Origin of the sequence: Kitasatospora herbaricolor, from assembly GCF_030813695.1 — a bacterium.
In the GTDB taxonomy this organism is placed as follows: Bacteria; Actinomycetota; Actinomycetes; order Streptomycetales; family Streptomycetaceae; genus Kitasatospora; species Kitasatospora herbaricolor.
On record NZ_JAUSVA010000002.1, the window covers coordinates 6,858,212 to 6,872,490 of the forward strand.

The 14,279-nt window shown below is 75.8% G+C and carries 11 protein-coding genes; 6 read left to right on the forward strand and 5 right to left on the reverse strand.

Going from position 1 to position 14,279, the window contains the following annotated elements; all coding sequences use genetic code 11:
• Position 1 precedes the first annotated feature (1 nt).
• Genes J2S46_RS30045 through J2S46_RS30055 form a run of 3 tightly spaced genes read left to right on the forward strand, consistent with a single transcriptional unit; the run spans position 2 to position 7,163 of the window.
• Positions 2 to 3,322: a DUF4135 domain-containing protein gene (locus tag J2S46_RS30045; RefSeq protein ID WP_191291262.1), complete on the forward strand. Its 3,321-nt coding sequence runs from the start codon at positions 2 to 4 to the stop codon at positions 3,320 to 3,322.
• A gap of 28 nt (positions 3,323 to 3,350) precedes the next feature.
• Positions 3,351 to 5,612: a TOMM precursor leader peptide-binding protein gene (locus J2S46_RS30050; RefSeq protein ID WP_191291261.1), complete on the forward strand. Its 2,262-nt coding sequence runs from the start codon at positions 3,351 to 3,353 to the stop codon at positions 5,610 to 5,612.
• A 60-nt stretch (positions 5,613 to 5,672) separates the two neighbouring features.
• Positions 5,673 to 7,163, forward strand: a complete 1,491-nt coding sequence (locus J2S46_RS30055) for a SagB/ThcOx family dehydrogenase (protein ID WP_191291260.1) — start codon at positions 5,673 to 5,675, stop codon at positions 7,161 to 7,163.
• 136 nt (positions 7,164 to 7,299) lie between these two features.
• Here the strand turns inward: J2S46_RS30055 and J2S46_RS30060 are convergent, their stop codons facing one another.
• The 3 genes from J2S46_RS30060 to J2S46_RS30070 form a co-directional block, all read right to left on the reverse strand.
• Complete coding sequence (locus J2S46_RS30060; RefSeq protein ID WP_191291259.1) at positions 7,300 to 7,968, reverse strand: response regulator transcription factor; 669 nt, start codon at positions 7,966 to 7,968, stop codon at positions 7,300 to 7,302.
• 52 nt (positions 7,969 to 8,020) lie between these two features.
• Positions 8,021 to 8,266 carry a hypothetical protein gene (locus J2S46_RS30065; protein ID WP_073922856.1) on the reverse strand — a complete coding sequence of 82 codons (246 nt, stop codon included), beginning with the start codon at positions 8,264 to 8,266 and terminating at the stop codon, positions 8,021 to 8,023.
• A gap of 288 nt (positions 8,267 to 8,554) precedes the next feature.
• Positions 8,555 to 8,881 (reverse strand): hypothetical protein, encoded by a 327-nt coding sequence (locus J2S46_RS30070; protein WP_191291258.1) that lies wholly within the window; start codon positions 8,879 to 8,881, stop codon positions 8,555 to 8,557.
• Between the two features lie 361 nt (positions 8,882 to 9,242).
• Between J2S46_RS30070 and J2S46_RS30075 the strand changes: the two genes are divergently transcribed.
• Complete coding sequence (locus J2S46_RS30075) at positions 9,243 to 10,247, forward strand: LuxR C-terminal-related transcriptional regulator (protein WP_229912900.1); 1,005 nt, start codon at positions 9,243 to 9,245, stop codon at positions 10,245 to 10,247.
• A 93-nt stretch (positions 10,248 to 10,340) separates the two neighbouring features.
• Here the strand turns inward: J2S46_RS30075 and J2S46_RS30080 are convergent, their stop codons facing one another.
• Both J2S46_RS30080 and J2S46_RS30085 read right to left on the reverse strand, forming a co-directional pair.
• Positions 10,341 to 10,565: a hypothetical protein gene (locus tag J2S46_RS30080; protein WP_191291257.1), complete on the reverse strand. Its 225-nt coding sequence runs from the start codon at positions 10,563 to 10,565 to the stop codon at positions 10,341 to 10,343.
• A gap of 39 nt (positions 10,566 to 10,604) precedes the next feature.
• Positions 10,605 to 11,747, reverse strand: a complete 1,143-nt coding sequence (locus tag J2S46_RS30085) for a sulfite oxidase (protein ID WP_191291256.1) — start codon at positions 11,745 to 11,747, stop codon at positions 10,605 to 10,607.
• A 169-nt stretch (positions 11,748 to 11,916) separates the two neighbouring features.
• On the opposite strand from J2S46_RS30085, the gene J2S46_RS30090 reads away from it, so the two are divergent.
• Positions 11,917 to 13,263: an MFS transporter gene (locus tag J2S46_RS30090; protein ID WP_191291255.1), complete on the forward strand. Its 1,347-nt coding sequence runs from the start codon at positions 11,917 to 11,919 to the stop codon at positions 13,261 to 13,263.
• A 207-nt stretch (positions 13,264 to 13,470) separates the two neighbouring features.
• The gene (locus J2S46_RS30095; protein WP_191291254.1) at positions 13,471 to 14,226 is read left to right on the forward strand and encodes an alpha/beta fold hydrolase; all 756 of its coding nucleotides are present in this window, start codon (positions 13,471 to 13,473) and stop codon (positions 14,224 to 14,226) included.
• Positions 14,227 to 14,279 lie beyond the last annotated feature (53 nt).

The following is a 14,279-nucleotide window of genomic DNA, read 5'->3' on the forward strand; positions in this document are numbered from 1 at the left end:
GATGCCGCTCGACCTGCAGACCTGGCTCCGCCCCGTCGACGGCGCCACCGCCCCGGCCGACGGCCACCCCGGCACCGACGAACCGGTCCCCGCCGCCGAGCGGCTGCTGCCCGGCCCGGCCCGCGGCGACGAGCGGCTGCGCGCCCTGGTCGCCGCCGCCGCCCCGTTCGACGAACGGGCCGCCGCCCGCCCGGACGGCAGCGCCTTCTTCGCCCCCGACCCGGACGAGGACCGCCGCGCCCGCGGCGCCGCGGTCGACACCTGGCTGCGCCGGGCCGGCGGCCAGCACGGCGGCGCCGCGGTGCTGCTGGAGCACTTCGCCGAAACCGGCCGCCCGCTCGGTGAGGGCCTGCGCGGCGTCGTCCTCGCCGACCCGGCGAAGCTGCCCGGCTGGGCGCTGGTGCTGGCCGCGTTCCTGCGGACGCTGCCGGTCGCCGCCGGCCCCGGGACGGCCGGGCCCGGCGCCCTCACCGCCGCCTTCGCCGCGGCCGCCGACGCGCTGCTGCCGCACGGCAACGGCGGCATCCTGGGCGTCCCGGTCTCCGAGCGGGCCCGCGCCGATCTGGCCGGCACCCTGGTCGCCCGGCTCACCGAGGCCTGCAACCTCTCGTTCTGCCACGAGCTGCAGGCCGCCACCGGCCGCCCGCGCGCCACCGACTGGGACACCGCCGGCGGCCTGGACACCTCCCAGGAGGGCTGGCTGGCCCGGCTGGAGCGGCTGCCCGCGCTGGCCTACCTGGTCGGCACGGTCTGCCGGCAGTGGCAGCACGTGCAGACCGAGCTGTTCGCCCGGCTCGCCGCCGACCGCTCGCTGCTGGTCGAGCGGATGTGGCAGGGCGAGGACCCGGGCGCGCTGGAGTCGGTCCGCGGCGACGCGGGCGACCGGCACGCCGGCGGGCGCTCGGTGTCGCTGCTGCACTTCGCCGGCGGCCAGGCCGTGGTCTACAAGCCGAAGGACATGCGGCACGCCACCGCCTACCTGGACCTGGTCCGCCGGCTCAACGGCGAGCTGTCGCTGGACCTCCCGGTGCGCACGGTGCTGGTCCGCAGCGACCGCGGGGACGACGGCCACGCCGCCTCGCTGGCCGCCGACTGCGACAGCGACTACGGCTGGGAGGAGCTCGTCCCGCACCGTCCGGTGGCCGACCGCGGCGGCTTCGCCCGGTTCTACCGCCGGCTCGGCATGACCGTCCGGCTGGTGCAGCTGCTGGAGGGCCGCGACCTGTGGGCCGACAACCTGCTCGCGGACGGCGAGCACCCGGCGCTGATCGACCTGGAGTGCCTGCTTTACCCGCGGGTGCAGACGCCGCCGGCGATCAGCCCCGAGCACCACGGCCTGCTGGACGACCTGGAGTCCACCGTGGTGCGGACCGCGATGGCCTTCCAGCCCTGGACCCCGGCCAAGCAGAAGCACGCCCTGGACATCGGCTGCCTGTCCCGGATCGGTGGCCTGGAGGTCGCCCCCGGGGTGCCCGCCCTGCCGCTGCCGCCCTACCGCCCGGTGCTGCGCACCGAGGCCGGTGCCACCGAGGCCGCCGACCCGTGGGAGTACACCGACGAGGTCGTCGAGGGCTACCGCGAGATGCACCGGGCGCTGCACCGGCTGCGCGGGGAACTCGCATCTCCCGATGGCCCGTTGGCGGCCTTCCGGGGGATCTGGGTGCGCTACATCTGGCGCCACACCTGGGACGGTTACAAGATCCTCTCGGCCTCGACCAGCCCGCTCGCGCTGGACAGCGGCGCGACCCGCGAGACGGTGATCGCCGGCGCGCTGCAGGGCGCCACCACCGCCCTGGCCGGCGACGGCGACCGCGGTGACCTGCTGGAGGTGGTGCTCGCCGAACTCGACTCCTTCCGGCTGCTGGACATCCCGTTCTTCCGCTCGCTGACCTCCTCCTCCTCGGTCTTCACCGCCGACGGCCGGGAGATCCCCGGCCACTTCCGCGGCACCGGCTGGCAGCGCCTGCAGCAGCGGGTCGCCGAGCTCGACGACTTCGACCTGGACGCGCACCTGGCCGTCCTCAGCGGCTGCGTGGACGCGGCCCGGGCCGGCAGCGAACGCCCCGCCCCCGCCGCCGCCCGCACCGCCCGGGCCACCGTGCCCACCGGCGCGGACCTGCTCGACCACGCGGTGCGGATCGGCGACCGGATCCTCGCCGACCGGCGCGGCAGCGGCTGGCTCGGCCAGAGCTGGTACCCCGGCACCGGCCTGCGCCAGGTCGAGGTGCTCAGCGCCGACCTGGTCACCGGTACCCCCGGCCTGGCCGTGCTGTTCGCCGAACTCTGGGCCGCCACCGGCGAGCCCCGCTTCCACCGCGCCGCCCACCGCACCCTGACCGCCGCGGCCCGGCTGATCGACCCGGACGCCCCGCGGGCCTTCGCCTTCGCCGCCGACACCCGGCTGGCCGGCGGCACTCCCGTCCCCGGCGGCTTCGCCGGACCCGGCTCGCTCATCCACGCCCTCGCCCGGGCCGGCAGCCTGCTCGGCTCGCCCGAACTCCTCGCCTCCGCCCAGGCGCTGGTGCCCGGCGCGCTCGGCGTGGCGGCCGCCGCGCCGGCCCGGCCCGGCCGTCCGGTGCGCACCCCGCACCCGGACACCCCGCTCGGCAGCGCCGGGCTGCTGCTCAACCTGCTCCGGCTGCGCCGGGCCACCGGCCCCGGCCACGCCCCCACCGAGGACGGCATCCGGACCCTGGCCGCCACCGCCCTCGACCACCTGATCGCCGACCGGGGCGCCGACGCCGAGAACGAGGCCGACAACGGCTTCCTGGACCTCGTCCCGTCCGGTGCCGACTCGGTCGCCGCCGCCCTGGCCCGGACGGTCGCCGAGGCGCCCGCCCTGCTGGCCAGCGCCGACGCCGTCCGGGAGCGGCTGCGCGGCCACCGCTTCGCCACCGCCACCCGGGCCGGGCGTCTGGCCTGCCTGGACACCGCCGTCGCGCTCGGCGCCGGCATCGTCGACCCCGCCGAACTCGGCGCGCTCACCCCGCCGGTGGGGGCCCGGCAGATCACCGGCCGGACCACCAGGGACCTCGTCGCCACCGCCGGCGAGGCGCTCACCGCCGCCGAGGCCGGGCTGCTGCACACCCTGCCCGAGGCCTCCGACTCGGCCCTGCCCGGCCCGTTCTACGACGGCCGGGAGGCCGCCGCCCTGCTGGTCGGCGAGCTGATCGCCCGCCACGACGCCACCGGCAGCTGGTACTCCGACCGGGCCGCGGACGACCGGATCAACCTCGGCGCGCTGGACGGCTCGGCCGCCGTCGGCCTGCTGCTGCTGCGCCTGCTCGACCCCGCCACCGCCCCGCTCGCCACCCTGCGCTGACCGCCGCACCAGAACCCGAGGGACCGCCATGTCCGACAAACCCACGATCGGCTTCAAGCGTCACTACACCCCGTACGTCGTCGACGGCGAGGCCGTCTACCTGGTCTCCGAGCGCGGTGTCTCGGTGGTCGACGGCAAGCTCGCCGAGGCCCTCGCCCCGCTGCTGGACGGCACCCGCACCGCCGAGCAGATCGGCGAGGCCCTGCACGGCACCGTCCCCGCCGACAAGGTGGCCACCGCCGTCGACCGGCTGCTGGCCGGCGGCTACCTGGCCCCCTCCGGCCGGCCCGAGGACCGGGCCGGCGCCGCGTACTTCGAGATGGCCGGCCTGGACGGCGACGCCGCCACCGGGGCGCTGCGCACCGCCCGCGCCCGGGTCGAGGTCTACGGCGACCTGGACCCGCGGCCCTTCCTCGCCGCGCTCGCCGCCGCCGGCGTGACCGCCGACCCGGACGCCGAGTTCACCGTCGCCCTCACCGAGGACTACCTGCACCCCGGCCTCGCCGAGCGCGACCGCCAGGCCCGGGAGAGCGGCCGCCCCTGGCTGCTGGCCCGCCCGGTCGGCTCGATCCTCTGGGTCGGTCCGGTCTTCGTCCCCGGCCCGGCCGGCGACAGCGCCGCCACCGGCTGCTGGCACTGCCTCTCGCACCGCCTGTCCGCCAACCGGCAGTCGCTCAGCTACCTGCAGCACCGGCTCGGCCAGGACGAGCCGATCTGCACCGCCGGCGCCCACCTGGCACCCACCCTCGCCACCGGCGTCCAGCTCGCCGCCCTGGAGGCCGCCAAGTGGCTGGCCGGGGTCCGGCCGGCCGAGCCGGTGGTGCTCACCCTGGACACCGTCCTGCTGGAGACCGAGCGCCACCGCCTGGTGCGCCGCCCGCAGTGCGGGGCCTGCGGCGACGAGGGCATCATGGCGGAGCGCCAGCTGGCCCCGGTGCGGTTCGAGAGCCGCCCCAAGGTTTTCACCGCCGACGGCGGCCACCGCTCCGCCTCGCCGGAGGACATGCTGGAGCGCTACCGCCCCCAGCTCTCCCCGGTCACCGGCGTGGTGACCTCGCTGGTGCCCGCCGCCCGCACCCCCACCGGCCTGCGGGTGTACGTCTCCGGGCAGAACCTGTCCCGGCAGAGCGGCGACCTGCGCCAGCTGCGCACCGGCCTGCGCTCGGTCAGCTGCGGCAAGGGCCGCACCGACGTCCAGGCCCGGGCCAGCGCCCTCGGCGAGGCGATGGAGCGCTACTCCGGGGTCTTCCAGGGCGACGAGGCCCGGCGCCGGGCCACCTTCGCCGAGCTGGGCGACGCCGCGATCCACCCCGCCGCCAGCCTCCTCTACAGCGAGCGCCAGTTCGCCGAGCGGGGCCGCTGGAACGCCAGCCCGTCGATGTTCAACACCGTCCCCGAGCGGTTCCGCGAGAGCGACCGGATCGACTGGTCGCCGGCCTGGTCGCTCACCCAGCAGCGCACCCGCTGGCTGCCCACCATGTCCCTCTACTACGGCTACCGGCACCGGGACGGCTTCTTCGCGGCCGGCGACTCCAACGGCTGCGCGGCCGGCACCTCCTTCGAGGACGCCACCCTCCAGGGCTTCCTGGAGCTGGTCGAGCGGGACGCCGTCGCCCTCTGGTGGTACAACCGGGTGCAGCGGCCCGCGATCGACCTGGACGCCTTCGGCGACCCGTACATCGACCAGCTCCGCGAGGTCTACCGGGGGCTGCGCCGGGAGATCTGGGCGCTCGACCTCACCACAGACTTCGGCATCCCGGTGGTCGGCGCGTTCTCCCGCCGGACCGACAAGCCCACCGAGGACGTGCTGATCGCCTTCGGCGCGCACCTCGACCCGCACATCGCCCTCACCCGGGCGCTCACCGAGATGAACCAGTTCCTCGGCCCGGTCGCGGGCGACGCCGAGGGCCGGGTCACCTACGCGGGCGCCGACCCGGAGCAGAAGCGGTGGTGGACCACGGCGACCGTGGCCAACCAGCCCTACCTGCTGCCCGACCCCGCCGCCCGCCCGGCGGGCCCGGCCCGCTGGGCGAAGCTGGCCGGCGACGACCTCGCCGAGGACGTGGCCCTCGCCCAGCGCCTGGTCGAGGAGCGGGGGATGGAGTTCCTGGTGCTCGACCAGACCCGCCCCGACATCGGCCTGCCGGTGGCGAAGGTGATCGTCCCCGGGATGCGGCACTTCTGGGCCCGCTTCGCGCCCGGCCGGCTGTACGACGTGCCGCTGGCCCTCGGCTGGCTCGACGCGCCGACGCCGGAGGAGGAGCTCAACCCCGTCCCGATCTTCATCTGACCACGCGCCGGGCCGCCGCCCCGCCGGCGGCGGCCCGCCCAGCCCGGAAAGAGGTACCCGATGACCGTGACCGAACAGCTGCCTCCCGACCTCGCCACCGAGGGCGGGGCCCCGCGCACGCTGCTGCGGCTGCGCCCCGAGGTGGTCGTCACCGCGCAGGGTGACGACCTGGAGCTCAGCCACCCCTGGGGCCGCCAGCGGGTGCACGCGCTCGGCTCCGAGACCGTCCAGCGGCTTGCCGCGCTCACCCACAGCCACCTCGACGTCGACGAACTCGCGGGCAGCGGGAGGTTGTTCCACCTGCTGCAGCGGTTCCCCTACCTGGTCACCACCACCCTCGCCGACGCGTTCGGCGAGCCGCTGGCGAGCGCGGTGCCGATCGCCCGCTCGGCCGGACTGCCCGGGGTGGTCCGCCCGCCCGCCAGCGTGGTGCTGTCCCGTTTCGCCTATCTGCGCCGGCTGCCGGAGGAGCACGCCGGGGCCTGCGTACTGGAGTCCCCGACGGCGCCGTTCCGGCTGACCCTGCACCAGCCGGCGGCGGGCGCGTTCGTCGCCGCGGTGACCGCCTCCCGTTCGGTGGCCGAGGCCGCGCTGCTGGCCGGGATCGGGCCGGCCGCCGGGCAGGCGCTGGCCGGGCTGCTGGCGGGCGCCGGGTTCCTGGACGACGGCGCGACCGGCGAGCCGCCGCTCTGGGACTTCCACGACCTGCTGTTCCACGCCCGCAGCCGGCCCGGCCGGCACGACTACCCGAGCGGCGGTGTCTTCGCCCATCCGGAGGTCGAGCAGTTGCCGGCGATCCCCGGCACCGGCGCCCGTGAGGACGGCACCGGCATCGACCTGCCCGTCCCCGACTGGGACGCGGTGCTGGCCCGCGACCCGGCGCTCAGCGAGGTGCTGGAGGGCCGCCGCTCGGTCCGCTCGTACGCCGACACCCCGGTCACCCTGGACCAGTTGGGCGAGCTGCTGTACCGGGTGGCGAGGGTCCGCCGGATCATCCCGGGGGACCCGTCCGACCCGCACGGCTACGACATCGTGGACCGTCCCTACCCGGCCGGCGGGGCGACCGGCGAACTGGAGGTCTACCTGTCGGTGGTGCGCTGCGACGGCCTGGTGCCGGGCGTCTACCGCTACGACGCGGCGGCCCACCGGCTGCGGCCGCGCCCGTTCGCCGGCCCGGCCGACGAGGCGGCGTTCCGCGAGCTGATGACGGCGGCCTGGCGAGCGACCGGCTGCACGGTGGACCCGCAGGTCCTGCTGACCGTCACCTCCCGGTTCGGCCGGCTGTCCTGGAAGTACAGCCAGATCGCCTACGCGCTGACGCTCAAGCACGTCGGCGTGGTGTACCAGACGCTGTACCTGGTCGCGACGGCGATGGGGCTGGCGCCGTGCGGGCTCGGCTCGGGCGACACCGACGCGGCGGCGCGCGCGCTCGGCCTGGACTGGACGGCGGAGTCCTCGGTCGGCGAGTTCCTGATCGGCAGCCGCCCGGCCGACGTGCCGCGCACCGCGCACCGGTTCACCGACATGGTGGCCCAGGCCCGGGAGGTCTGACCCCGGCCGGGCCGACGGGACCGCGATTGACGGAACAGGACGTGACACGCCGGACGTGGCGTGCCGCGGACATGCCGGTGCCCCGCCGTGGAGTGGCGGGGCACCGGCATGTCCGGGTGGATCCGGGCGGGTCGCCTCAGAGCCAGCCGCGTTCGCGGGCGATCCGGATCGCGTCGCAGCGGTTGCGGCTGCGGGTCTTGGCGATCGCCGCCGAGACGTAGTTGCGGACCGTCCCGGGGGAGAGCGACAGTGCGGCGGCGACCTCGTTGATGGTGGCGCCGTCGGCCACGTGCCCGAGCACCGTGAGCTCGCGCGGGGTGAGCGGCACCCCGCCCGTCCGGACCACGTCCATCACCAACCGGGGGTCGTACACCCGTCCGCCCCGGGCCAGTTCGCGGACGGCGGCGATCAGTGCGGCCGGCGGTACGTCCTTGAGCAGGACCCCGGCGACCCCGTCGGCGACCGCCCGCTGCAGGTCCGCGGTCCGCGACTGGGCGGTGAGCAGGAGGACCGCGGTGCCCGGGGCCCGCTCGCGGATCATCGCGGCGGTGGCCGGACCGCCGGGCCCGGGCATGTCCGGGTCGAGGACGGCGACGGCCGGCCTGGTCCTGGCGGCCTCGGCGGCGGCCTCCTCGGCGGTCGGGGACTCGGCGACCACGGCGAGGTCGGCCTCCCGGTCGAGCAGGGCGCCGAGCCCGGAGCGGAACAGCTGGTGTCCGTCGGCGAGCAGCACGCTCACCGTGGCGGTCCCGCGGTCCGCGGCCGTGGCCTGGTGGTACAGGGGTTGGTCCAGGAGGGTGGTCATCCGGCTACCTCGGTGGCGTTGAAGTGTCGGGCGAGCGGGTGGGACGGTGCGATCAGCCCCAGCCCCAGGTGTCCTGCGGGCCGGTGGGCAGCGGGGACGGGGTGGCGGTGGCGGCGGGCTGGTTGCCGGGCGTGACGGGCTGGCCGGCGGTGGCGGGCGTGCCGCCGGTGGCGCCGTCGGCGGTGAGGACGGTGGCGTGCGCCTGGCTCGGGCCGGCCAGGGTGACGGTGGCGGCGGTGCCGGTCAGGACGCTGAAACCCAGGGCGACAATCGTGATGAAACGGACCTTCTGCGACATGGGGGTGCCCGATCCTCTCGCGTTCGGCTGTGCCCCGGGCTGCTTCCGGGGCGCGGTGGTCTGCGGCGGCGGGGGCGGATGGTCGGTTCCGGGCCCCTGTGGGGGGCTGCTGTCCCGGTGTCCGGTCCGTCGTTCCTGCCGACACCATGAGAGTGGCGGTCGGGGGGTGTCCGTGTCAGCACCTGGAGCTGGCACCAGAGTGCCGTGACACCCTGAGGCCAGCTCCGGCCACCCTGTCCGGACTCGTGAGCGGGTGGCTCGAACGGCCCTGACCTGCACGGATGTGGGTCAGGGGTGGCTGGGCAGCTCGTGCAGGCCCAGGGCGAGCCGGGAGTCGGCCTCGCAGTGCAGAAGGTGCCAGCCGCTGAGCGGCCCGTCCGGGTCGGTGAGTTCGGCCCAGGCGGTGCGCAGTCCGTCCTCCGCCTCCAGCAGGGTGCGGGCGGCCACGAACACCATCGCGTCGACGGCCGCGGGCGTCACCAGGATCCGTGCGTGGCTGAGCCGGGCCGGCCCGCGGAGCCTTCGCTCCAGTCCGTCCCGTACCGCGGGCGCCCCCGGCGACCCGGGCAGCGGCCTGCCGCCCGTCGTCTCCAGGTGGACGCGAATCGCATACACATCCGCAAGACTGACGGATCGTCGGCTGTTCGTAGAGTCGCGGGTGGTGTCAGGTCGCCGCCTGGCAGCAAGATGCCGCCCGCGCGGCGCCGCCGGGCGGGGCGCGACGACGGTCCCGGGGGTGGCACGGGGGTGACGGGCGGTGCCACCGGGGCCCGGGGGAGGCGGTGCGCGGGTGTCGCCCGGTCGTCGGCCCGCTGTCAGGGCCTCTTCACAGTTCGTCCATCGGACCGTCGCGATTGTCCGCAAGACTGTTCTATGTTCGCTGATGTGACGATACGCTGACCGCCAGTCAGATCGACCGGTAGCATTCCGGTCACGGGGAGGGTGTGATGTGTCCCGCACTTCTGGTGGCGGACTGTTGAGCGGGCCTCAGCCGATCGGCCTCGACCCGTTCGGCGAAGCGGTGTACCGGACCATGCTCCTGCACCCCGAGCTGGACACCCAGGGCATCGCCGACCGGTTGGAGGCACCGGAGCCCGAGGTACGGGCCGCCCTCGACCACCTCGCCGACCTGGCCCTCACCAGACCCACGGGGGCCGAGGACCGCTGGCGCGCGGTCAACCCCGAACTCGGCCTGGCCACCCTGCTCGCCCGCCAGGAGGCCGAAGCGGCCCGGCGCCAGCAGGAGATCGAACGCAGCCGGGCCGCGATGGCCGGGCTGATCGCCGAGTACGCCAGCGTCCACGCACCCGCCAACCAGTCGGGCATCGAGCTGATCTCCAGCCTGGGCGACGTCCGCGACCGGCTGGTCCAGCTCGCCTCCGACGCCGCCGTCGAGGTGCTCTCGCTCGCCCCCGGCGGACCGCAGCCGCCGCAGGTGATGGAGGCCAGCCGGGCCCTGGACCAGGAGACCCTGGAGCGCGGCGTCCGGATGCGCACCGTCTACCAGGACAGCGTCCGCAACGACCCCGCCACCGTCCAGTACGCCCGCTGGCTGCACGGTCTCGGCGGCGCGGTGCGCACCCTGCCCACCCTCCCGCTGCGGATGATCCTGGTGGACAACGCCACGGCCATCGTGCCGATCGACCCGGAGGATCCGCGCAAGGGCGCCGTGCTGCTGCACAGCCCGGGCGTGATCGCCGCCCTGCGGGCCCTGTTCGAGCAGCTCTGGGACCAGGCCCGCCCGCTCGGCGAGCCCGTCCAGCGCGGCCCGCACGGGCTCACCGCCCAGGAGCGCGAGCTGCTGCGCCTGCTCGCCGAGGGCCTCACCGACGAGCGGGCCGGCCAGCGCCTCGGCGTCTCGCTTCGCACCATCCGGCGGATGATGGCCGACCTGATGGTCCGGATGGACGCGCGCAGCCGCTTCCAGGCCGGTATCCAGGTCGCCGCGCTCGGCTGGCTGGGCGAGACCACCCCGCGCTGACCCGGGCGCCCTTCACCGACCCGCCGTCCCATCCCGCCCGCCCCGCGACGGGGCCGGGACGGTTCGGGACGACCACGGGGCACGGGGCACGGGTCACTCGAACAGCGCCTGCTGGACGGCCGTTGGCCCGCCCGGGGCGCCCTGCCCGCCCGGCCCCTGCGGCCAGGACAGCGGCACCCGCCGCATCGACCCGGGGCAGAGCACCAGCCGGCGGGACTCCTGCTTGTGGTCGACGACGGCGCCCAGCCCGATCGCCTCGACCGGCGCCACGGCGATCGGGCGGCCGCACACCGGGCAGGGAACGCGGGGAAGTCTCATACCGCCATGGTGCGGGAGACCACCGACAGACCCGCGCCGTCAGGGGCCCGCCGGCTCCCCGGCGGCGCCGTCCAGGCAGTGCACCTCGACCCGCTGCACCAGGTTGACGGCGAACCCGCCGCGGTTCCAGGGCTGCTCGAGCGGCTGGGTGCGGCCGCGGGCGTCGGTGGCCCGGGCGCTCAGCACATGCCGGCCCGGGGCGGCCGTCCAGCGGTGCCGCCAGTGCCGCCAGGCCCACGGGTGGCCGGCCTGCGGCGGGTCCAGCTCGGCCTCCCGCCAGCTGCCGCCGCCGTCCGCACTCACCTCCACCCTCGTCACCGGGGCGTGGCCGGACCACGCCCGGCCCTCCAGCCGAACCTCGCCGGGCCGCACCACCCGGACCCTGGACATGAAGTCCGGGAAGCCCGGCGGCAGCAGCAGGGCGCGGGGCGCGATCCGGGTGACCGGCTCGCCGGCCTCCTCGGACGCCTGCCGGAGCCGGTAGGCCACCGCCTGCTGGAAGCCGGTGAACGGACGGTCGGCCAGCGTGACGTCCCGCAGCCACTTCACGTGCGCCATCCCGTACCAGCCCGGGACGACCAGCCGCAGCGGGTGGCCGTGCTGCGGCGGCAGCGGCGCGCCGTTCATCGCGTACGCGACCAGCACCTCGGGATCGTCACCGGTGGCCACGGCCAGCGGGAGGCTGCGCCGGTAGTCCTGCTCGACCCCGCGCTCGACGCCGTGGTCGGCGCCGGTGAAGACCGCCTCCACCGCCGCCGGCCGGACGCCCGCCTCGGCCAGCAGCAGTCGCAGCGGCACCCCGGTCCACTCCGCCGTGCCTACCGCCTCGACCAGCCAGGGCTGGCTCACCGGGCGCGGGGAGAGCAGGGCCCGCCCGTTGCCGGCGCACTCCATGGTGACCCGCCGGGTGACCGCCGGCCGGGCCCGCAGGGCGTCCAGGTCCAGTACCAGCGGCTCGCGCACCGCACCGCCGACGGTCAGCCGCCAGCCGTCGGCGTCCGTGGCGGGGATGTCGTAGTGGGTCAGCACGTAGTGCAGTCCGGGCGGGGTGACGTCGTAGCGCAGCGCCTCCAGCGGCAGCCCGTGGTTGCGGGCCGCCAGCGCGAGCTCCTCGACGGTGACGCCCTCGTCCGGCCCGGCCACCCGGGCGGGTGCGCTCACCTCGCCGAGCCGTGCCGCCATGGATCCATTCTCGCCTCGCGGGCCGGACGGCGCCCGGGGAATCGCGGCGAAACGCGGACGATATCGGCCCTTGGCATCTTCTGGTGGTGAGCGGGCACCCAGAGGCCCGCGCTGCGGTGCGCGCGCCGCTTGCAGCGTGCGGCCACGTACCCGAGAGAGGTCGTGCCGGATGGCATCTTCCCAGCTCAAGACCAGTGCGAGAGCCGACGTCACGGCGGCGGGCGGCTTCCGCGTGGTGGCTCCCGTGCTCGCGCTCTGCTGGCTGTCGGTCTTCTTCGACGGCATGGACGTCAACATCTACGGCGCCGTGATGCCGTACATGCTCAAGGACCACGGCCTCGGCCTCACCACCGGCGTGGCCGGCACCATCGGCAGCTGGACCACCTTCGGGATGCTGATCGGCGCCCTCGTCGCGGGCAGCGTCACGGACTGGCTCGGGCGCCGCCCGCTGCTCACCGTCAGCGTGCTGCTGTTCTCCGCCGGCTCGGCGGTCTGCGCGCTGGCGAACGGCGTGACCATGTTCGGGGCCGGCCGGTTCCTGGCCGGTCTCGGCCTCGGCGGGCTGATGCCGCTCTGCCTGGCGATGGTGATGGAGTTCGCGCCCAAGGGGAAGGTCGCGCTGGCCACCGGCGTGCTGATGACCTCGTACCACTCGGGCGGGATGGCGGCCACCGGTCTGGGCCTGTCGATCGCGCCCTCGCACGGCTGGCGCTGGGTGTTCGCGGCGGGTGCCGCCCCTGCCCTGGTGGCGGTGCCGCTGCTGCTGCGCTTCCTGCCCGAGTCGCCGGCGGCGCTGCTGGCGGGCGGCCGTCGCGCCGAGGCGGACGCGGTGGCCGACCGCTACGGGCTGGCCCGACCGGTGGCGCCCGAGTCGCGGGCGACCGGTGCCAAGGGCCGCTGGGAGTCGATCCTGGCGCTGTTCGGCCCGGGGTTCCGCTGGGCCACGCCGCTGCTGTGGGCGGCGTCCTTCTGCGGGCTGCTGCTGGTCTACGGGGTCAGCACCTGGCTTCCGCAGCTGATGCGTGCCTCGGGGTACGGCCTGACCGACTCGGTGACCTTCCTGCTGGTGGTCAACGCGGGCGGGATCGTCGGGATGCTGTTCGCCGGCCGGATCGCCGACCGCTTCGGCCCGGCCAGGATCTCCGGTCTGTTCTTCGCCTTCACCGCCGTCGGCGTGGTGCTGCTCAACTCCCATCTGCCGCTGGCCGCCACCTATGTGATGGTCGGTGTCACCGGCGTCTGGCTGTTCAGCGCCCAGACGATGGTCTACGCCGCCGCCAACGCGATCTACAGCTCGGACAAGCGGGCCACCGGCCTCGGCTGGGTCACCGGGGTCGGCCGGTTCGGCGCGGTGGTCGGGCCCTCGCTGGCGGGCAGCCTGGTCGCGGGGGGCCGGCAGGACCTGGGCTTCACCGCCTTCGCGGTGGCCGGCGTGCTCGGCGCCGTCCTGGTCACCCTGGCCCAGTTCGCCGCGCGGATCGGTGCCCGCCGGCCGGTCGTCGCCGCGGCGGTCTGAGCGTCCGCCCGTCCGTCCGCCCGTTCTGCTGTCCCTGTGACGGCCGGGCGGCCGGGGGCCGCGTGGTGGGCGGCCGGGTGTGGCGACGGTGGTGACGTTCCGTCGTGCCGCCGGTACGTCCGGCGACGACGGGCGGTTGGTGCGGGCCGCCGCGGGGGAGAGGTCCCTGCGGCAAGCCCACTCCACCACCACCGGAGGAAAAGCCTCATGACGGTCGATCACCGCCTCGTCGGCACCGGACCGAACCGGGTCGTCGTCCTGCACGACTGGTTCGGCACCAGCGCGGGCTGGGGCCCGTTCCTGGACTACCTGGACGGCTCCGCCTTCAGCTACGCCTTCCTCGACTACCGGGGGTACGGCGAGCGGGCGGACGTGGCCGGCGACTACACGCTGGCCGAGATCGCCGGGGACGTCCTGGCGCTCGCGGACCGGCTCGGCTGGGAGCGGTTCTCGCTGGTCGGGCACTCGATGGGCGGCAAGGCGGCGCAGCGGGTGCTGGCCGAGGCGCCGCACCGGGTGCGCAAGCTGGTCGGCGTCGCGCCAGTGCCGGCCTCCGCGTACCCCCTGGAGGGCGACGCCCACGACCTGTTCCACGGGGCCGCCGAGCGGCCGGCCAACCGGCGGGCCATCCTCGACCTGGTCACCGGCAACCGGGCGGGCGCGGTCTGGCTGGACCGGATGACCGCGCAGTCCCTGGCGACCAGCCGCAAGGAGGCCTTCGCGGCCTACCTGGCCGACTGGACCACGCTGGACTTCGCCGCCAAGGTGGCCGGCAGCAGGCTGCCCGTGAAGGTCTTCGTGGGCGAGCACGACGTGGCGCTGGGCGAGCCCGTGATGCGGGCCACCTGGCTGGCCCACTACCCGGACGCGGAACTGGAGACGCTGGCGGGCTCCGGCCACTACCCGATGTACGAGGTGCCGGTCGCGTTCGCGGCCGCGCTGGAGGACTTCCTGGCCGGCTGACGCGTGGGGGCGGGCGGCGCGGGCCCGGGGGCGTGCTGGCCGGGGCGCCCGCG